This window comes from Streptomyces venezuelae (assembly GCF_008642335.1).
Classification (GTDB): Bacteria; Actinomycetota; Actinomycetes; order Streptomycetales; family Streptomycetaceae; genus Streptomyces; species Streptomyces venezuelae_F.
This window is the reverse complement of the sequence record NZ_CP029191.1, coordinates 5,500,136-5,518,751: the sequence shown is the minus strand read 5'-3', so window position 1 is coordinate 5,518,751 and position 18,616 is coordinate 5,500,136. Positions and strand designations below refer to the sequence as shown.

21 protein-coding genes are annotated in these 18,616 nt (G+C 69.8%); 8 read left to right on the top strand and 13 right to left on the bottom strand.

Features of this window, described 5'->3' with window-relative positions; translation table 11 throughout:
- Nucleotides 1–6: 6 nt before the first annotated feature.
- The 7 genes from DEJ49_RS25085 to DEJ49_RS25055 form a co-directional block, all read right to left on the bottom strand.
- Complete coding sequence (locus tag DEJ49_RS25085) at nt 7–2,145, bottom strand: FtsK/SpoIIIE domain-containing protein (protein ID WP_150186216.1); 2,139 nt, start codon at nt 2,143–2,145, stop codon at nt 7–9.
- A 67-nt stretch (nt 2,146–2,212) separates the two neighbouring features.
- The gene (locus DEJ49_RS25080) at nt 2,213–2,380 is read right to left on the bottom strand and encodes a pRL2-8 (RefSeq protein ID WP_411757198.1); all 168 of its coding nucleotides are present in this window, start codon (nt 2,378–2,380) and stop codon (nt 2,213–2,215) included.
- 2 nt (nt 2,381–2,382) lie between these two features.
- Nucleotides 2,383–2,709, bottom strand: coding sequence for a hypothetical protein (locus DEJ49_RS25075; RefSeq protein ID WP_150186215.1), 327 nt, complete (start codon nt 2,707–2,709; stop codon nt 2,383–2,385).
- 75 nt (nt 2,710–2,784) lie between these two features.
- On the bottom strand, nt 2,785–3,609 hold the full coding sequence (locus DEJ49_RS25070) for a phosphoadenosine phosphosulfate reductase (protein ID WP_150186214.1): 825 nt from the start codon (nt 3,607–3,609) through the stop codon (nt 2,785–2,787).
- Nucleotides 3,606–4,499: a DUF2637 domain-containing protein gene (locus tag DEJ49_RS25065; protein ID WP_150186213.1), complete on the bottom strand. Its 894-nt coding sequence runs from the start codon at nt 4,497–4,499 to the stop codon at nt 3,606–3,608. Before DEJ49_RS25065 ends, DEJ49_RS25070 begins: the two co-directional genes overlap by 4 nt.
- Entirely contained in the window at nt 4,496–4,759 is a 264-nt protein-coding gene (locus tag DEJ49_RS25060) for a DUF6284 family protein (protein WP_150186212.1), read from the bottom strand. Before DEJ49_RS25060 ends, DEJ49_RS25065 begins: the two co-directional genes overlap by 4 nt.
- Before the next feature lie 176 nt (nt 4,760–4,935).
- A complete protein-coding gene (locus tag DEJ49_RS25055; RefSeq protein WP_150186211.1) occupies nt 4,936–5,121 on the bottom strand; it encodes a hypothetical protein in 186 nt (61 codons plus the stop codon).
- A gap of 506 nt (nt 5,122–5,627) precedes the next feature.
- Here DEJ49_RS25055 and DEJ49_RS25050 point away from each other — a divergent pair.
- The 3 genes from DEJ49_RS25050 to DEJ49_RS25040 all read left to right on the top strand — a co-directional run bounded on the left by DEJ49_RS25050 (nt 5,628) and on the right by DEJ49_RS25040 (nt 8,159).
- Nucleotides 5,628–6,401: a GntR family transcriptional regulator gene (locus DEJ49_RS25050; protein ID WP_150188454.1), complete on the top strand. Its 774-nt coding sequence runs from the start codon at nt 5,628–5,630 to the stop codon at nt 6,399–6,401.
- A complete protein-coding gene (locus DEJ49_RS25045; RefSeq protein WP_150186210.1) occupies nt 6,398–6,967 on the top strand; it encodes a GNAT family N-acetyltransferase in 570 nt (189 codons plus the stop codon). Before DEJ49_RS25050 ends, DEJ49_RS25045 begins: the two co-directional genes overlap by 4 nt.
- A gap of 346 nt (nt 6,968–7,313) precedes the next feature.
- Nucleotides 7,314–8,159 (top strand): SLATT domain-containing protein, encoded by an 846-nt coding sequence (locus DEJ49_RS25040; protein WP_223832985.1) that lies wholly within the window; start codon nt 7,314–7,316, stop codon nt 8,157–8,159.
- 9 nt (nt 8,160–8,168) lie between these two features.
- Here the strand turns inward: DEJ49_RS25040 and DEJ49_RS25035 are convergent, their stop codons facing one another.
- The gene (locus DEJ49_RS25035) at nt 8,169–8,663 is read right to left on the bottom strand and encodes an NUDIX hydrolase (RefSeq protein WP_150186209.1); all 495 of its coding nucleotides are present in this window, start codon (nt 8,661–8,663) and stop codon (nt 8,169–8,171) included.
- 165 nt (nt 8,664–8,828) lie between these two features.
- On the opposite strand from DEJ49_RS25035, the gene DEJ49_RS25030 reads away from it, so the two are divergent.
- A complete protein-coding gene (locus DEJ49_RS25030) occupies nt 8,829–9,869 on the top strand; it encodes a helix-turn-helix domain-containing protein (protein ID WP_150186208.1) in 1,041 nt (346 codons plus the stop codon).
- 426 nt (nt 9,870–10,295) lie between these two features.
- The gene (locus DEJ49_RS25025) at nt 10,296–10,952 is read left to right on the top strand and encodes a YceI family protein (protein ID WP_150186207.1); all 657 of its coding nucleotides are present in this window, start codon (nt 10,296–10,298) and stop codon (nt 10,950–10,952) included.
- On the opposite strand, the gene tatA is transcribed toward DEJ49_RS25025, so the two are convergent.
- Genes tatA through DEJ49_RS25010 form a run of 3 tightly spaced genes read right to left on the bottom strand, consistent with a single transcriptional unit; the run spans nt 10,947 to nt 14,201 of the window.
- On the bottom strand, nt 10,947–11,177 hold the full coding sequence (tatA, locus tag DEJ49_RS25020; RefSeq protein WP_150186206.1) for a Sec-independent protein translocase subunit TatA: 231 nt from the start codon (nt 11,175–11,177) through the stop codon (nt 10,947–10,949). The two genes, DEJ49_RS25025 and tatA, sit on opposite strands and share 6 nt — an antisense overlap.
- On the bottom strand, nt 11,174–13,810 hold the full coding sequence (mgtA, locus tag DEJ49_RS25015) for a magnesium-translocating P-type ATPase (protein ID WP_411757197.1): 2,637 nt from the start codon (nt 13,808–13,810) through the stop codon (nt 11,174–11,176). The genes tatA and mgtA overlap by 4 nt, the downstream gene beginning before the upstream one ends.
- Nucleotides 13,803–14,201, bottom strand: coding sequence for an ArsR/SmtB family transcription factor (locus DEJ49_RS25010; protein ID WP_223832984.1), 399 nt, complete (start codon nt 14,199–14,201; stop codon nt 13,803–13,805). Before DEJ49_RS25010 ends, mgtA begins: the two co-directional genes overlap by 8 nt.
- 94 nt (nt 14,202–14,295) lie before the next feature.
- Between DEJ49_RS25010 and DEJ49_RS25005 the strand changes: the two genes are divergently transcribed.
- Complete coding sequence (locus DEJ49_RS25005; RefSeq protein ID WP_190329695.1) at nt 14,296–15,135, top strand: thioesterase II family protein; 840 nt, start codon at nt 14,296–14,298, stop codon at nt 15,133–15,135.
- Nucleotides 15,136–15,169: 34 nt separating this feature from the next.
- Here the strand turns inward: DEJ49_RS25005 and DEJ49_RS25000 are convergent, their stop codons facing one another.
- Nucleotides 15,170–16,237: a Ku protein gene (locus DEJ49_RS25000; protein WP_150186202.1), complete on the bottom strand. Its 1,068-nt coding sequence runs from the start codon at nt 16,235–16,237 to the stop codon at nt 15,170–15,172.
- A gap of 62 nt (nt 16,238–16,299) precedes the next feature.
- Here DEJ49_RS25000 and ligD point away from each other — a divergent pair, with 62 nt between their 5' ends.
- Nucleotides 16,300–17,190, top strand: coding sequence for a non-homologous end-joining DNA ligase (ligD, locus tag DEJ49_RS24995; RefSeq protein WP_150186201.1), 891 nt, complete (start codon nt 16,300–16,302; stop codon nt 17,188–17,190).
- Nucleotides 17,191–17,237: 47 nt separating this feature from the next.
- On the opposite strand, the gene DEJ49_RS24990 is transcribed toward ligD, so the two are convergent.
- On the bottom strand, nt 17,238–17,999 hold the full coding sequence (locus tag DEJ49_RS24990) for an alpha/beta hydrolase (RefSeq protein ID WP_150186200.1): 762 nt from the start codon (nt 17,997–17,999) through the stop codon (nt 17,238–17,240).
- A gap of 180 nt (nt 18,000–18,179) precedes the next feature.
- Here DEJ49_RS24990 and DEJ49_RS24985 point away from each other — a divergent pair, with 180 nt between their 5' ends.
- Nucleotides 18,180–18,614: a DUF4440 domain-containing protein gene (locus tag DEJ49_RS24985; RefSeq protein ID WP_150186199.1), complete on the top strand. Its 435-nt coding sequence runs from the start codon at nt 18,180–18,182 to the stop codon at nt 18,612–18,614.
- Nucleotides 18,615–18,616: the final 2 nt, after the last annotated feature.

Genomic DNA, 18,616 nt, shown 5'->3' with positions numbered 1-18,616 from the left:
CTCCCTCTAGTCGATGTGCGAAATGGAAGCGTCCGGACCCTCGTCCTCGGGGCGGTTGGCGAGGGCGCGGGCGACCCGGTCACGGGAGACGACCATGACGCCATCGGACTTGTACGGCTCCGCCCCCGCGTTGTCGAGAACCCGCTTGAGGTTGATGAACGACCACTCGCCGTACGTGCCCGCGTCGAGCGTGGCGAGCCGCGCAAGCACGTCCTTGGTCCGCACGCGGGGCGCGTCCCCGAGCACGGAGAGAATGTCCGTGAGCGGGTCGCGCTGCTCACTCCGGTCGATGGCGTGCAAGGTGGTGACCCCGTCCCGCAGGGCCTTCGCGCGCTCGGTGATGGCCTTGGCGTCGTCGTCGTTGATGTAGTGCGTGCGCACCGTGATGGACGACTGGCCCTGTGGGATGTCGATGCCGCTGGATGCCAGGATCAGGGTTCCCTGATCCAAGCCGGGACGGAGCAGGTTCGGGGCCGCGCCCCCATCCACCGCCTTATCGCCGAGCGCCATCCGCGCCTGCGACTCCGTGCCCAGCGCGAGGGAGGCGCGGGTGTGGGCGCCCTCGCGCACGAGCTTGGGCAGGTTCTCGTTTGTCGGGTCCTGGGTGCCCTGCCACATCAGGACGTTCACCGCACGGCCCTGGTTGTGAATCTTGCGGACGGCCATGAAGTAGCGGGAGTTGGCCTTCGAGCCGCCGTAGGGGCGCCGGTCCTCGTCCTTGGCGGGGCACATGAACGCCACCTGCGCCTCGTCGACGAGGACGATCAGGGGCGGGAAGGTGGTGCCGGGCGGGGCTTGGATGCGACGGTTCATCTCCTCGACCGCGGCCTCGACCATCTCGGTGACCTCGATGACGTGCTCGTCGGTCGGCCCCTGGATGAGCGTCGTGGCGAGGCCGTCGAACATGGCCCAGTCGCCCACGCCCTTGAGGTCGCCCATGAGGAACTGCACCGACTTGTCCAGGGCCAGCCACAGGGCCAGGGAGCGCAGGGCGACGGTCTTGCCCTGGTTGGACAGGCCGGTGATGAGCAGGTGGCGTTGGTAGAGGCTGAGCGCGGCGGCATCGCCGCGCAGGTCCTGACCCCACGGCGCCTTGCCCTTGCAGTAGTCCGCGGTCATCGTCTCGTCGGTGACCAGCGGAGACGGACCGATCGGCTCGTCCAGCGCACCGGAGTCGGCGACCCACAGGCGCACCGTTCGGGCGGCTTCGGGGATGGTGATGAACACCTCGTGCTCGTGCCGGGTCAGGTTCTCGGCGAGCTTGCGCCGCCGCTGCTGCACCTCAACCGTGGACACTCCGGACGGGAGGGTGACGTCGACTTCGACGCCGCATCCGGCGATCCGGATCGGTCCCAGCATCGCCGCGCCCGCATCGCCCATCTCTTTGATGGCGTTGCGCAGCGCGGGCACGCCGAGGTCGCCCAGGGCCTTGACGACGATGGATGGGGTGATGGGTTCGCCCTCGCCGGAGCGTGCGTTGGCGGGGAGCACCCAGTTCGGTGCGGCTTGCTGCTTGCGGCCCACGCTCCACAGCGCGAGCAGCACCAGCAGCGGTCCGATCTTCAGCGCGGGGCCCCAGACGACGGACACGATGGTGATGAGCAGGCGGATGAACTCGATGACCGCCAGCAACGGCGTGAGGACGTCAGTGATGTCCTCGTTCGCGATGGCCAGCACGACCCCGAGCCCGACGAGCGTGCCGATGCCGGCGCCGGTCCCGACCGCGAGTCCCTTGGCCACGTCCACGGGGGACTTCAGGAGGTCCATGCGGCGGCGGTGACGGGCTTCGCGGAAGCGCTGCAGCCGCTCCTCCCACTCCGCGGCCACCTCATAGTTCCCGGTGGCTTCAGCAGCGCGGAGGAGGCGTTCGTAGCGGGCACCGGTACGGCCATCCCAAGCCCGACGGGTCACGATCCTCGTGCCACCGACTACGTACATGCTGTGCCGCACGGCCAACCGGCCGACCTCAACAGTGCGTTCGTGGGTGACCGCATGCCGCACGGCACGCCCGGAGCGCACCCACAGCGGAGCGACCGGCGCCGGGGCGGGCTCGGGCACCACGGTCAGGTTCGGGCCCTGCTCGCTGCTGGGCGCGATGTCGGGCGGGGCGGGGGTCTTGTGCAGGGGTACGACGTTGCCGCTCATGACGGCATCACTCCTGACTGCCCCAGACGGGGCGGGAAGGCGAGGGGAAGAGCAGGGGCGGGGGTGGTCACCACCAGCTGGACGGCTTCTTGGGCACCAGGACGGGGTGGCCGTTGTTCATGTGGTCCAGGCACGGCAGGCACTGCTCGCCCTTGAGGGCCCTGTGGATGCTCTTGTCGTGCGCGTGCGCCCAGCACTGCGGGCACTCACCGGGAGGCGCCGGTTTGGCAGCCACGGTCACCACCACCCCGAAGACTTCTTCGCGGTCTTGGCCGCCTTCTCAGCAGCCGCCGCGTTCACGACGTTCTGCCGCTCCGTCTCCAGGGCGGTGATCTCCGCCTGAAGCCGCGTCGCGGCCGACTCCCACGCCTGGTCGGCCTTCGTGACGTCGCGATCGGTGCTCTTGTGCCGCGCCACCTTGACGGAAACGCTGGTCATAGCGGCGAGGATGGCGCGGCGTTCACGTCCGTTCAGCGGCCACATCTGGCGCTGCCGGGCCGCGTCGAGCTTGCGGGTCGTCTCGCGAATCTGGCGGTCGAGGTGGCGCGTGTCGGGCTTGCCCATCACTCACTCCTAGGAGAGGCAGAGAGAGGAGGTGCGGGGCGCGCAAAGGCCCCGCACGAGGGGATGAAGCGGAGGTCAGGTCATGCACCAGCCGGAGTCACAGCCGGAGTCGAATTCGTCGAACGGCAGCGTGTCCACGCCGTCCGGGATCGCGGCCCGTAGCGGCCGGTTGAACCGGGTCAGCCAGACATGGTCCTTGCCGAGTTCATCTCGGCGGCGGTTCAAGAGCTCTTCGAGCTGGCACGCCCGCTCGAACAGCTCCGGCTCGTCGCGGCGCATGTCGTGCCAGGCTTCCGGCCGCTTGAAGGGGCAGAACCAGCACGAGGACTTCGGCGGCACCGGTAGGCCCGCGCTGCGGATGATCCGGGCACAGTCGATGCGGCGGATACCGCGTTCGAGCAGCGGGTATTCGATGATCTCGTGCGGCTCGCAGCGCCGTTTGTTCGCCCGGTGAATCTCATCGAGGCTGATGCCGATCCCGACCGTGGCCGGGGCGTCCTTGGTGGCACCGCGGCGCTTGAGTTCGTCGCCAACGACCTTGATTTTGAACTGAGCCGTGCACGAGCGGGTGCCGGGGGCCCCGTTCGACATCCGTACCGGGATCTTCAGCGACCGCGAGCCCTCGCGGGTGAGGTCCTGGAACAGGGTGCGGACCTCACCCGAGCGCTTCATCACCCGATCCAGGACGACCAGCTCAAGGCCGTGGGCCTTGGCGTAGGGGAGGGCGTACTGCTTGAGGTAAGCGAGGGTGCCGGGGTGCTCGGAGTCGTCCCCGACGTTCGCCATCAAGAACGTGCGATAGTCCAGCTCCCCACGGGCGGCGAGGACCAGGGCGGCCATGGACTGCCAGCCCCCGCCGAAGCTGAACGACTTCACCGCCGCGGTGGTGGGCGTGCTCATGTGGCCACCCCCGCCATGCGGGCCCGCTCCGCAAGGAGCGTGTCCCGCAGCACCCGGGCGTTGGCCGGGGAGGTGCGGATCGCGCGGCGGATGCCCTCGCCGGTCACCTTCGCGTCCGGCCAAGCAGCCGTCGCCGCCCGTGCTTCGGCGAGCAGTTGTTCCGGCGTGCGCTTGGGCTGTCGCGGCTTCGCCGCGTCTGGCACGCGGCCGGTGGCGCGACGCGGTCGGGCTGACTCGGCAGCCACCACGCCCCGCTCGATCGGCACGACCGGAGCCGGAGCGATCGAGCGGGGCGGCTTGGCCGGAAGGGCCGACTTCACAAAGCCGACAGGCACAGGTCGGGGCAGCGTCATCGCGCTGGCGTTGATCGGCGCCGGAGTCGATACCGGCAGGTCAGCCGTAGACCGTTTTACGACAGTCTCAGTAGATTCCTCCGCATTCATCATCGGCGGGTCGATCGGGGCGGGGCGGTGGTGGAGCACCTTGGCGACCAGATCCGATCCGAAGTAGATCGACCCGACCGGCAGCGACGTGGCCAGCAGCACCAGCACCCAGTTGGCCAGGTCCCAGTCGGCCAGTCGACCCCAGGCCACGGTCTGGTCGTGCAGTTCCGGCACCAGACCATGCACGTAGTTCAGGACCAGCGAGGCGACGGTGTAGGTGCCCAGCACCCGCAGCGCGAACCTGCGGTCGTCGCCGACCAGGACGAGGGTGGCGACCAGGGCCAGCGCCATCAGACCGTCGACCACGAACGGGTACAGCGTCGCGGCCCGCTCGTCGGCACCGACCGCGTTCGCGATGTCCCGCAATGCGTTCCACGAGACCCGAAAGGCCATGCCGACCACGCCGACCAGCGCGAGCACCAGCAGGGTCTTGCCCTTGCGGTTCATGCCGCGCCCCCCGCCATGCCGTGGGGCGTGTTGGTGAGGGCGCGTCGGGCGGCGAGCACCTTGCGGTGGGCCCGACGGAGACGTCGGGCGTCGACCTCGTTCGGAACCCGGTCCAGGGTAATGATCTGTGCGTCCAGCAACTCGACGTCGGCGAGGATCGCGGGCAGCTCGTGTTCGATGGCGTCCAGCTCAGCGGCCGTCGGCTCGCCCTCGATTCCGTCGGCGGTAACGGCCGCCTGAAGTGCAGCGATGTGCATCATGGGTCGGAGTTCTCCCTAGCAGGTAGCAACGGCCCCAACAGAGCCCCCGGAGTTCCAGCTCCGGGGGCTCGCACCGTTATCGGTTGAATGGCCGCGAACTATGCGCGGCACGGCCGCTGACAGCGACCTGAATGCCCCGGCGCCGATCCGGTGCCGGGACGGGACTGAATGTCGGGTCAGGCGGGGGTGATGTCGCGGGCACTGACGATGTCGTCCCGCGTGATGTGGCCGCTGTCCATGGCGATACGGACCTCACCGCCGCTGAGGTGCTCAAGGACGGTGACCCGTCGGCCGGTGGCCTTGAGACGGTACTGGTCGGTCTGTGCGGTGGGAGTGGTCGCGGCCTTGCGCTTGCCGAACATGACGAGGTCCTCTCGTGGACGCAACGGCATGAGCAGCGACCCCGGTGTTCAGCACCGGGGTCGCGCGCCGTTGAAGTCGGTAATTCCGGCTCCCCTCAGCGCTGCTCGTGCGAGACGAGCAGCGGAGGCAACCGGCCGCAGCACACGCAGCACTGCGGAGGGGTCGGGTTGTGCTGTACCGCGCACCGGAGAGGACCGGTGCGCGTCCGCCCTCTTGCTGCGAGGTGGGGCGGGAATCCTCAGCACTCTGTTGAGTTCTCAAGACGCCGCGAGGGCGCCACGATCGCTTTCGATGAGCGCGGTAACCCCCAGGTCAGGGGCTCCCGTCTTCACGGGGCTCACCGAGCGCGTTCAGTGCAGACGACGGCAACTCAAAGGAATTGCACCGCTTGCTCAACTTGTTGGTACAAGCTGATGCAGTGATGTTGCACCCACGGACGGTGAGTCGTCAAGGGATTGGGGCCCACATGTACCAACAAGTTGACCGAGTGCGTCATGATGGGCGCATGAGTAAGCAACCGAAGTACCAACAGGTGGCCGACGCCCTGCGCCGAGAGATCGACAGCGGCACGTACGCGCCGGGTGCGCGGTTGCCCTCTGAAAGCGAGCTGATGAAGCGTTTTGACGCTTCGCGGAACACGGTCCGGAACGGGCTGAGCCTCCTGGTGACCCAAGGGCTCGTCTCGTCGAGCCAGGGGTTGGGGTACGAGGTTCGGTCCCACGAGGTCTTCAAGCTGAACGCGTCGCGGTTCGAGAACCTGAGCTTCCCTCAGAACGGGGACGCGTACAGAACCGACGTCACGAACGCCGGCCGCCGCCCGCATCAGACCTTCCGAGTGGAGATGACCCCCGCGTCCCCGGACGTCGCCGAACGACTCAAGGTCGATGCTGGTTCGACTACGGTCCTGCGGTTCTGCCACCGGTACGTCGATGACGTGCCGTGGTCCACACAAGCCACCTGGTACCCGGGGTGGCTCGCAGAGCAGTCTCCCCGGCTCGCTCAGCCCGGCGATATCGAGGAAGGCACCACCCGCTACCTCGCGTCGTACGGCATCGAGCAGATCGGCTACTTCGACGAGATCGCCGCGCGAATGCCGACGCCCGAAGAGGCGCGGCTCTTGGAGATCGGCGCCGGGGTGCCTGTGCTCCTGTGGACCCGTACCGGTTACTCGGAGGACCGGCCGATTCGCTGCACAGTCACGACCTTCCGCGGCGACCTGAACCAGATGAACTACGAGATCGGCAATCTGGCCGGACGGGAAGAGAACGAACCCCAGTGAAGATTTGCCCTGCGGAACCGCATGACGTGGCCAAGCTGCTTGCCTTCCGAGAGGAGGCGGCGGCTTGGCTGTCTCAGCTCGGAACGGACCAGTGGCAGCGCCCGTACCCGGCTGACAAGCTGCTCGCCACGATCGAATCCGGGCACGTCTTCATGCTCCAGGACGGACACATGACTGCCGCCACGATCACGCTGACCCCGGATGCCGAAGAAGGTCTCTGGACTGAAGACGAGCTGCGGGAACCCTGCATGTTCGTCAACAAGCTCACTGTGGGACGCGAGTACGGCGGACAGAACATCGGCGGCCGCCTTCTCGACTGGGCCGGTGACCGGGCTCACCGCGCCGGGGCGAAATGGCTGCGTCTGGACGCGTGGACTGCGAACGAGGCGTTGCAGCGCTACTACCTCGCGCAGGGGTTCACGCATGTGCGCACGGTCAGTGAGGGCACTGCGGTGAACGGCGGCCCTCGCGTTTCCGGATGGCTCGCGCAGCGCGAAGCGCGTCCTTCGGTTCACGACTTCCACGACCTCACGCCAGCTCCGGCACGGCTCCCCTTCGCGGCCTGAGACGAGGGCCGGAACCAACCCTCTGCACGCTCCCCCGACAGCGTGCAGAGGCCCCTGCGACACACGCCCGACACGCCACACTGCCAGCCGTGCCCGGGTGGGGCTCCACCGCAGGTCAGAAGGGGTGTTGATAGTGATCGGCGCGCTCTCTCCGGAGCCGTGTGCGCAGGTTCGAATCCTGCCGGGGGCACCTTGTATTAGGTGCCCAAAGACCCCGTCACCAGCGGAAACGCTGAGGCCGGGGTCTTCGCGTATGTGCGGGCGGATCAGTCCGACGCGCCCGGTACCCTCCCGAGACCGCCTGACCAGTCATCAGGCGTCGTACGAGCACGAGGGACCCCCGTACATGACTCAGCTTGCCCCTGCCTTCGACGACCAGATACGGACCCTGATCGCGCACAAGCGGGAGGTGGCTCAGCTCAAGCGGGACATTTCCCGCATGCGCAGAGGGACTCTGGCCGGGGTGCTCGTGGTGGGCTTGGCCATGGCGTTGCTGGCGACTCTGATCGTCGTCACCGCCCGTACCTGGGGCCGCTACGACATGGGCATGGTCAATTTCCTCGGGCTGATCGCGGTCGGTGGCCTGACTGCGGCAGGGGTTCTGCTCGTTGTTCGGTCCTCTTCGTTGCAGGTCGTCGGCGAGAACGGCGCCAAGGCGTCGAAGTCCGTGCCTGACCTGCGGCTCGATCTCGAGCTGGCCGAGGAACAGCGTGTCCTCGTAGCCGCGTACGTCGCTCGTCCCGCGTACGAGCGCCGGTACTCCTATCGGGACGCCATCCCGGCGGAGGTCGGGCGGCTCCGTTCCGAGGGGCGGCGGTACAGCCGCTGGCACAACGGTCTGCAGTGGCTGCTGATCCTCTCTTCCGCCGCCATTCCCGCCGTCGCCGCCCTATACGATCCGCCGCAGCCCGGCAAAGGCCTGCTCATCGGCCTCGGAGCCGGCGTATCGGTCATCACGTCCACGATGGGCTACTACAAGTTCCGTGAGCGCAGTTTCAACTTGCAGCAGACCGCGGACTCCATCGAACAGCACCTCACTGCCCTGGATCTCGCGATTCCCCCGTACGGCGACAGCGACGAAAAGCAGAACCTGGCGCGGTTCGCCGAGACCGTGGAATCCCTGCGGGATGAACAGCGCAAACGGGAACAGCAACTGGACCAGCCCCACCAGGGCCGGCAGGAGGTCATCTAGCCGACCCGTTTACGGCGTTGCACGCCCGTCGCGGGCGCGGTCGCGCCACGGGCCGGCCGGGGCCAATGTCGCGAGCAGGGTCAGCAGTTGTGGGGGTTCGACCGGGTCCTCCAGGGCGTGCAAGTTCGGCCGGGCGATCCAAATGTGCCTGTCCAGGCTGGCTTTTTCGGCGGGGAGCAGGCCCGTCCGGGTCAGGGGTGGTTCGTCTTCCGTGTAGCGGGCGAGGAAGAAGTGTTCCGTTCCTGTGTGCCGCTTGCCGTTCCAGTACAAATCTCGGTCTACGAGTATCGACTCGTTCAGGACGGCGGCCGGGTCCAGGCCCGTTTCCTCGGTCAGTTCGCGTCTTGCTGCCGCCAGTGGGGTCTCGCCCGGCTCCATGCCGCCGCCGGGCGGCTCCCAGAGCCATGAACCGTCGAACGGGTCCTGCCAGCGCATGAGGAGCAGGCGGTGGGAGGCGTCCAGGCAGAGGATTCGGGCTGCGGAGCGCGGCGTTGGTGAGTCCATCTTCGGGACGCTATGCGGGCGTTGGGTTGTTGACCAACGTCTGTGCCGGTCTTGTAGGTGTGCCGGGCAGGCGTAGTGGAGGCTTCCCCGTTCGGGGGTGGGGGTTGCAGGCTTGGGTGGGGGGTGGGGGCCTGAGGGGGCGTGTGCTAGCGAGAGGGTTGGGTCATGATTCGAGCGGGTCTGTCCAGTGAGGGTGTGCCCCCGGCGGAGCGGTTTGACTGGTGGTTCGGGTTGAAGTCCGCTTCGCCGATCGCGACTACCTTGCGCAGTGACTTCACCGATGACTTTCCTGTGGCCGTCGATCATGTGGACCTCGGTGCCGCTACGTTGACCACCATGTCCTATCCGTCGGCCGAGGTGCGGCGGACCGCTCGGCATATTCGGAGAGGGGATCCTGGGAGTCTGCAGGTTTCTCTTACCCTGCAGGGGCTCAGCGGGTTTGAGCAGGGTGGGCGGAATGTGGAGTTCGGGGCCGGGAATTTTCTGTTCTACGAGTCCTCCTCGCCCTTTGCGGGGTGGATGCGGCGGATGGACGAGAGTGGTGCTCCGACGCGGAGCATCGTGGCCACCCTGCCCATGCATCTGTTGCCGTTTCCCGTCGACCGTCTTCCCGATCTCGTCTCCCGGCCCCTGTCCGGGCAGGACGGGTTCGGGGCACTGCTTTCTCATTTCATGTGCCAAGTGGTGGGCGATCCGGGGCAGTTCGGGGATACGGCCGCTGCCGCTGATCGGCTCACTCATACGCTCGTCGACCTCGTGGGACATCTTGCCGCCCAGCACCTCGACAACGACCTCTCGTTACCGGCCGAGAGCCGTACGCGCGCCCTGTTGTTGCGGGTACAGAGTCATGTGCGGCGGCATCTGCGTGATCCAGGATTGAATCCTGACAGCATTGCTGCTGCTCATCATATTTCTACGCGGTATTTGCATCGGCTCTTCCAGGAGCAAGGGTTGACCGTGTCCTCCTGGATACGGCAGCTGCGGCTCGAGCGGTGTCGGCGGGCGCTCGCCAATCCCGCCCTCGCCGCCGTGCCCGTCGGCGCCATCGCGGCCCGGTGGGGGTTCACCCGGCCCGCCGTCTTCACCCGCGCGTTCCGTGCCGCGTACGGGCTCACGCCCAGCGAGGTCCGCGCGCGCACGTTGCTGAGCGACGGGAGTGCGCTGGCGGTCAACAAGAGTGCGCCCATGGTCAACGACGTCGAGTGAACGGGCCGGAAGACTTTGGGGCGGCGGCGAGGTCGGGGGTTCGCCGCCTGTGTCCGCCACTGCGCCCGAAGGAACGGGGGAGGGCGTAGGGGCGCGTACACCTGGTGAGGGATGGGGCGGTGTGTCGGCCGACGATGTCCCGGTGCGTGCGGTGCGTGCGTGTCGGTGGCTCCGGCACGCCGCCCGGGGGCGCCGGGCCCGGCCGGGGGGCAACTCGGGGCGTCGGCGCCCTCCCCCGCCCCGGCACTCCGTGTCGTAACCGTGCGTCACGTACGGCGTCCGACCGTGCATCCACATCATGTCGATCCTGTGCAGCTTTGCCGTCGGCACCATGGAACCCGGACGAGGCCGCCCATCTTGCGAGGTGGTGGGCGTGGGCCGCGTGATAGCACGGAGCGATCATCGTCGAGGGAGGGTACGAAACCCGTGGGCATCTTCAGCCGTCGTCAGACCGCCACCATCGAGCCGACGTCGGCCGGGGGCTCCGGCGCGTCCGGCGCGTACCCCTCGACCGGTGGCGGTGTCGCGCTCGACTCCGCGCTGCGCGGGCTCACCGGGCAGTGGACCATCGACCGGCCGCACAGCCGCGTCGGATTCTCCGTGCGGCACGCGATGGTGACGACCGTCCGGGGCGCCTTCGCCGACTACGACAGCACGTTGCACTTCGACGGCGACCGGCCCTCCGCGTCGCGGGCCGAGATCGTCATCCGGGTCGGCAGCGTCGACACGGGCGTGGAGCAGCGGGACGCGCACCTCGTCGGCACCGACTTCTTCGACGCGCGCCGCTTCCCGGAGATGGTGTTCCGCAGCACGTCCACCGTCCACGAAGGCGGTGAGACCTTCCGTATGACCGGGGATCTGACCATCCGCGACGTCACGCGGCCCGTCGAGCTGCAACTCGACTACCTGGGGTCGGTCGTGGACCCCTTCGGGTTCGAGCGCGTCGGGTTCGACGGCACCACCACCATCGACCGCACCGACTGGGGACTCGTCTACAACCAGCGCCTCGCCGCGGGCGGCACGATGGTCAGCGAGAAGGTGCGGCTGCAGTTCGACATCTCGGCGATTCGCGCCACGTCATGAGGTGACGTCCGCACCGGTTCGCCGTCCGGTCTGCCCCCGCTCCTGCTCCCACTCCTGCTCCCGCTGGGCGTCCTCTTCCCTCAGCGCCTTCGTCTCGCTCTTGAGGATGCGCAGGGACTTGCCCACCGAGCGGGCGGCGTCCGGGAGTTTTTTGCTGCCGAACAGCACGACGACCACGAGCAGCACGACCAGTAGGTGCCAGGGCTGCAGGGCGTTGCGGATCATTTGGGCCCTCCTATAGTTGCCTTGTTGCGCAACTGTACAACTGTCGTCGCGTAGAGCGTCAGGACCACGGTCAGCAGTGCGTAGTAGAGGGGTGGCAGGGGCGTCATGCCCAGCGGTGGGCCCAGTGGGGAGAGGGGGACGAGGATGCCTGCGGCCGCCAGGGCCAGTGCCGCGCGGGTGACAGGGGTGGTGGTGGCTGTTCCGGCCGGGGCGGTCGTCGCGTAGGCCGCGCCGCGCAGGAGCAGCATGGCGAGTGCCTGCGTGAGCAGGTTCTCCGTGAACCAGCCCGCGTGGAACAGGGACTCGTCCTCCGTTCCCGTCGGGCCCGGTGCCGCGAGCGCGAGGACCGCGAAGGTCGCCAGGTCCGCCACCGCGTTGAGCACGCCGAAGCCCGTGATGACGCGGAGGAAGGCGCGGGGGCGGAGCGTGGTGGGGCGGCGCAGGGCGGTGGGGGCGGGGCGTTCGTGGGCGAAGGCGAGTTGGGCCACGTCGAAGCAGAGGTTCTGGACCAGTACCTGGGCCGGGAGCATCGGCAGGAAGGGCAGGAGCAGCGCCGCGGTGAGCATCGCGATCACATTGCCGAGGTTCGAGGAGAGTGTGATGCGCAGATACGTGGCTATGTTCGTGCCGCTGCTCCGGCCCGCGGTGACGGCGTGGTCGATGGCTGCCAGGCCGCCCGCCTGAGGCAGCAGCACATCCGCCGCCTCCCTCGCCACCGGCACCGCGTCGTGCGGGGCCACGCCCACGTCGGCCGCGAGCAGGGCCGGCAGGTCGTTGACGCCGTCGCCGAGGAAGCCCACGGTGCGGCCGTTGGCGCGCAGGGCCGCCACGACGCGGGCTTTGTGGGCGGGGGTGCAGCCGGCGAAGACCGTGGTGCGGTCAGCTAGATCCGCCAAGGCCGCGACGTCGGTGGGAGGCACGGCGTCCATGTCCTCGGCCGTGCGGGTGGCGTCGGGGGCCATGGGCGGCATGGCCAGGTCTCGGCAGATGCGGGCGGCCGTGCCGGGGTGGTCGCCGGTGAGGATCTTGACGGTGACGCCTCGGTCGGCGAGCGCGCGCAGGGCCGGGCCCGCTGCCGGGTCCGGGGCATCGTGGAAGGTGACGAAGCCGATGAGGGTGAGCCCGTGCGGGTCCGGTGGGGGTCGGGGCGCGTTGTGTCGGCGCCGTGCCGGGCGGTCGTGGTCTTTCGTCGCCACGGCCAGGACGCGCAGGCCCTCCGCCGCCTGGTGGGCTGCCAGGGCTTGGAGGCGTGCTCGCTCCTCCTCGGGCAGGGCGCAGAGTTCCAGTACGTTCTCCACGGCGCCCTTGACCACCAGCGTGTGGACTCCCAGGTCCGCGCCGGGACGGGTGACCACTGCGGTGGCGAGGCGGCGTACGGGGTCGAAGGGCAGGGCCGCGATGCCTTCGTACGCCTCGTACGCCTCGTACCCCTCGTAGTGCTCCCGCGCGGTCAGGATCGCCTCGTCCAGCGCGTCCGGCGTGGGCGGGTCGGCCAGCTGCAGGGTCCACCACGCGTTCACCGCCGCCCAGTGCAGCGCCTCGGGGGTGTCGCGGCCCGCCGCGTCGAGGCTGCGGTCGACCACGGGGCGGTCCTGCGTGAGCGTGCCGGTCTTGTCCACGCACAGGACGTCCATGGCGCCGAGGTCGTGCAGCGCGGGCAGGCGTCCGACGATCACGCCGTGGGCGCGGGCCAGGTGGGCGGCGCCCCGGGCCAGGCACGTCGTCACCACGACCGGCAGCATCTCCGGGGTCAGTCCCACCGCCACGGCCACGGCGAACGGCAGCGTCTCCAGGCCCCGGCCGCGCAGCACCGCGTCCGCCACGAGCACCAGCGGGGGCGTGAGCAGCATGAAGCGGACGAGGGTCCAGGAGATGCCGGACACGGAGCGGTCGAAGGCGCCGACTCCACCTGACCGCTCGCCGCCGGTCGCGCCGGTCGCCTCGTACGTCGTACCGGCGAACCGCGTGTGCCCGCCCGTCGCCGTCACCACCGCCGTGCCGATGCCCGCGGTGACGCTGCCGCCCTGGAAGCAGAGGTGTTCCGTCCGCTCCCCCGGCCCGGCCGCCGTCCACGTCCACGGTTCTTTGGGCGTCGGGGACGACTCGCCCGTCAGCGGTGCCTCGTTCACGGACAGCCCCGTCGCCGTGAGCACCTGCACGTCCGCCGGGATCACGTCCCCGGCGGCGAGCCGGATGACGTCGCCGGGGACCAGTTCCTCGGCGGGGACTTCGCGGGACGTCGCCCCCTGCCCGGGCGTCGGGCGGCGCACGACCGTCGCCGTCGTCGGCACCAGGTCGCGCAGCGCCGTCATCGCGCGGTCGGCCCGGTGCTCACCGGTCGCGCGAAGCGCACAGCTCACCGCCACCAGGACCGTGATCACGGAGGCCGTGCCCCAGGCCGCCGTGGCGGCCGAGACGAGCCCCAGGCAGAACAGGACCGCGGTGAACGGGTCGCGCAGCCCTCGTACGAAACGGAGCGGCCAGGACACCCTGCCCCGGGTCGGCGGCACGTTCGGGCCGTACCGGGCCAGGCGCGCGTCGGCCTCCTCGTCCGTGAGGCCGCGCGGTCCCGTCTCCAGCGAGCGCAGGACTTGGTGCGTGGTCGGTCCGGACATCGGAGGACCCTCAGGCACCGGTTCCGCGGAAACGGCGGGCCGGGGCGGTGGACGCCTCGGCCCGCGACGCGAGCTGGGTGACCATGAGACGTACGACCGTCACCACGTCGGGGTCGGCGACGAAGTACACCATGCGGCGGCCCTCGCGGCGCGACCCGACGAGCCCGGCCAGTTTCAGCTTGGTGAGGTGCTGGCTCACGGCGGGCAGCGCGCCGCCCACCCGCTCCGCGAGGCCGCTCACGTCGCTCTCGCCCTGCGCCAGGGCCCACACGATGTGCAGCCGCGCGGACGACGCGAGCAGACCGAAGGCTGCGGCCGCTTCCGTGAGCAGTTCCGGGGACGGGTCGTCGTGGCCGTCGTGGCCGTCGTGGCCGTCGTGGCCGCCGGCGACAGCCTCCGCGGGAGCCACCGCGCCGTCCGGCGCCGTCCGTCGGCCTCCCGCTCTCACAACCCTCGCCCTTCTCGTCCACCGCCTCGTCATCGGCGTCCGCCGTCAGTCTAGGTTGGACGGACACAGCACCTCAGCACTCGTCACCCAGCACATCGCCGCCCCGCGCGGCAGCGAAAGGAAGGTCGCGCTCGTGGGCGACTGGATACGCAGCTTCCACCCCGCGCCCGCCGCCGGGACCCGCCTCGTCTGCTTCCCGCACGCGGGCGGCTCCGCCAGCGCCTTCCACGCGCTGTCCGCCGCCGTCTCCGGCACCGTCGACCCGATGGTCGTGCAGTACCCGGGGCGCCAGGAGCGGTACGGCGAGCCGTTCGCCGAGCGCGCGGACGACGTCGTCGACGCGGTGCTCGCCGCGCTCTCCGGGCCGTCCGACATCAGGCCCACCGCCCTGTTCGGGCACAGCATGGGCGCGGTCCTCGCCTTCGAGACCGCGCGGCGCATGACGGCCGAGGGGCGGCCCCCCGTCACCCTCTTCGTCTCCGGACGGCAGGCCCCCTCGCTGCCCTGGCGCCCCGCCGCGGCCGAGCGGCCCGTGCACGAGATGTCCGACGGCGAACTCGTGGACGAGATGCGCAAGCTGTCCGGCACCGCGAACGAGCTCCTCTCCTCCCCCGACCTGCTGCCGCTCATCCTTCCGCCCGTGCGCGCCGACTACCGGCTCCTCGACTCCCACGTCCACCGCGCCGGTCCCCCGCTCGGCTGCCCGGTCGTCGCGCTGACCGGAGACGCGGACCCGCGCGTCACCGTCGAGGGCGCGCGGGCCTGGGAAAGCGAGACGCGCGGCGACTTCTCCTGCCACGTACTGCCCGGGGGCCACTTCTTCCTCGACGATCACCTGCCGTACGTCGCCGAGGTCATCGCCTCCTCACCGGCGGGCCGGGGCGCGACGGCGTAGGCGCGTACACGGACGCGAGCCCGGACCCCTACGTTCAGGCGGAAGCCCTGCGCCTTCCCGTCCCCGTCCCCGTCGTCTTCTTCGCCGCTGTCTTCTTGGACGCCGTCTTCTTGGCCGCCCCGCTCTTCGCCGACCCTGTCTGCTTCGCCGTGGTCGTCTTGCGCGCGGTCGACTTGGCCGACGCCTTCTTCGCGGCGGGGGCGGCCTTCTTCTTCGCCGCGGTCGACGTCGACTTCTTCCCTCCCACCTGCTTGGGCGTCGCCCGCGACGACTTGCGGGCGAGCGGCGTCACCTCGGCCACCGCCTCCGGGTCCTGGTCCTCGCCCCGCGCCGTCCGCGCCTCGCGGACACTGTTCTCCAGGGCCGCGAGCAGGTCGATGACCTTGCCGCCGCCGTCCCCGGCCGGGGCCCTCTCCGCCGGGGTCACGCCGTCGACCTTGGCGGCGACCAGTTCCTCGACCGCCTCGCGGTAGTCGTCGTGGAGGGTGTTGATGTCGACCTCGCCGAGGGTGTCCATCAGCGCGTCCGCCAGGTCGAGCTCGGCCTCGCGCACGGTGACGTCCGCGTCCGGGGCCACCCCTTCGGGCGCACGGATCTCGTCCGGCCAGAGCAGTCCGTGCATGGCGATCACGTCGTCGACGACGCGCAGCATGCCGAGCCGCTCCCGGCCCCGCAGCGCGAACTTCGCGATGGCCACCTTCTGGCTCCGCTTCAGCGCCTCGCGCAGCAGCGTGTACGGCTTGGCGGCCGGGGTTCCGCTCGCCGCCAGGTAGTACGCGGCGCCCATCTGGAGCGGGTCGATGCGGTCGGCCGGGACGAAGGCGACGATCTCGATCGTCTTGGCGGTGGGGATGGGCAGCGTGGCCAGGTCCTGGTCGGTGATGGGGATGATCGAGCCGTCCGCGTCCTCGTACCCCTTGCCGATCTCCGCCGTCGGCACCTCGCGCTCCTCCAGCTCGCACACCTTGCGGTAGCGGATGCGGCCGCCGTCCTCCGTGTGGATCTGGCGGAAGGAGACCGCGTGGTTCTCGGTCGCGTTCACGAGCTTGATCGGGATGCTGACCAGCCCGAAGGAGATCGCACCGTTCCATATGGATCGCACGTCCGGCACCTCACTGAGAGCTGATTTGTGACGCTTTGGGCGTTATATGGGACTCTCATCCTATGACGCCGATCACAGAGGTGGAGGGGCGGCGGCTCGCGCTCAGGAACCTGGACAAGGTCCTGTATCCCGCGAGCGGCTTCACCAAGGCCGAGGTCCTGCACTACTACGCCTCCACGGCCGACGCCCTCCTCCCCCACCTCCGCGACCGACCCGTCTCCTTCCTGCGCTATCCGGACGGCCCCGACGGCCAGCAGTTCTTCTCCAAGAACGTGCCGCCGGGCACCCCCGACTGGGTGCATACCGCCGAGGTGCCGCGCTCCCGCTCCGAGGGGACCGCGCGGCAGGTCCTCGTACAGGACCTGCCGACGCTGATGTGGGCGGCCAACCTGGTCACCGAGTTCCACGTGCCGCAGTGGCGGGCGGACGCGCCCGCGCAGGCCGACCGGATGGTCTTCGACCTGGATCCGGGGCCGCCCGCCACGGTCGTGGAGTGCTGCCGGGCGGCGCTCTGGCTGCGGGAGCGGCTGGCGGCCGACGGTTTCCACGTGTACGCGAAGACGTCGGGCAGCAAGGGACTGCATCTCCTCGTACCGCTGGAGCCGACCCCCTCCGAACGGGTCACGGCGTACGCCAAATCACTGGCTGTCGCGGCCGAGCGCGAGCTGCCCGAACTCGTCGTGCACCGCATGACGCGGAGCCTGCGCCCCGGCAAGGTCTTCGTCGACTTCAGCCAGAACGCGGCCGCGAAGACCACCGCCGCGCCCTACACCCTGCGGGCGCGGCGGGAGCCGACCGTCTCCGCCCCCGTGACCTGGGACGAGGTCGAGGCCTGTGACGAGCCCGGCCGGCTGGTCTTCGCCGCGGACGACATCGCGCCGCGGCTCGAGGAGTACGGGGACCTGATCGAGCCCCTCGACGACCCCGGCCGGGCGCGCCCGCTGCCGTCCTGACGGCCATTCGGCCGCCCCCGCGTCGGACCCGGCGGCCGGACCTCACTTCAGGACTTCAGATGCCGCGCGAGGAACCGTCCCGCCTCCTCCCCCGCCGACTCCGGGACCCCCGTGTGCCCGCCCATGTTCGCGTGCAGGGACTTCTCCTCGGAGCCGAAGGCGTCGAACAGGTCCAGGGAGGCCTGTCGGTCGTTGCCCTCGTCGTCCCACTGCAACAGGACGTGCAGCGGGATGGTGACCCGCCGGGCCTCCTCGAACACCGCGCGCGGTACGAGACTCCCCGCGAACAGGACCGCGGCCGCGACGCGCGGCTCGACCGCCGCAAGGCGGACCCCGACGGAGATCACACCGCCCGAGTATCCGACCGGGCCACCGATTCCGGGCAGTGTCAGGAGGGCGTCCAGCGCCGCCTGCCATTCCGGGACCGCCTGTTCCACCAGCGGGAGGACGAGCCGGTCCACGATGTCGTCGCCGACGGGCTCGCCGGCCGCCAGGGCCCGGCGCAGCTCGGCACGGGCCTCGTCGACGACGGGCATACGCGGACGGGCTCCGCTGCCGGGGAGCTCGATGGTGGCGGCGGCGAAACCGTCCGCCACGACGTGCCGGGCCCTCGCCGCCAGCCTGGGATACATCTTGTCCAGCCCGAGCGGCGGGAGCCCCAGCAGGATCAGCGGTGCCTCGGTGGACGGCTCGGAGGCGGGCGTCCACAGGATGCCGGGGACCTGGACCTCGCCGAGCGTGAACTCTCGCTCTCGGACGCTGCGGCCTGGGACCTCGGTGTCGAGGTGCTTGTCGGAAGTGAAGTGCATGGTCGTGCCTTTCGGGAATGCGCGGTACGGCGCTCCCGGGCGGCGCAGGAAACGTAGCAACGGCCGCCGCGGACATCCATAGGTTTTTTCGTTAATCAAGTTTGACTACTCCTCCTCCGTGGCATACCTTTCCCACCGAGACACGTAGTCAAAGTTGATTAGAGACACAGAGGAGCCCGCGTGACCCGTCTTCCCGACACCGACACCGGATACGTCCCGACCGACGAGGACCGCGCGAGCCTGGACGCCTGGTTCGCCGAGTACGACGCGCACAGCGCGAAGCGCGATGTCGAGCGGATGGCGGACCTGGCCGTCTTCCCGCTCAACCTGGTCAGCGACGACTCCGCCGGTGACGGGCGGGCGGCGCAGTGGGACCGGGAGCAGTTCGTCGGGACCATGACGCACGTCATGGGGGACGGCGGCGAGGACATCTCGTTCGAGTCCACGCGCACGCCCGTCTTCCTCTCCCCCGCGATGGCCGTCGTCTTCACGGACTCGGTGATGACGGCGAACGGCGAGACGCAGCGGCTGCGTTACGCCGACATCCTGATCAGGCGCGGCGGCTCCTGGGCCTTCCAGACCATGATCCAGGGCGGCTGGGGCGACAACCTGTAGGT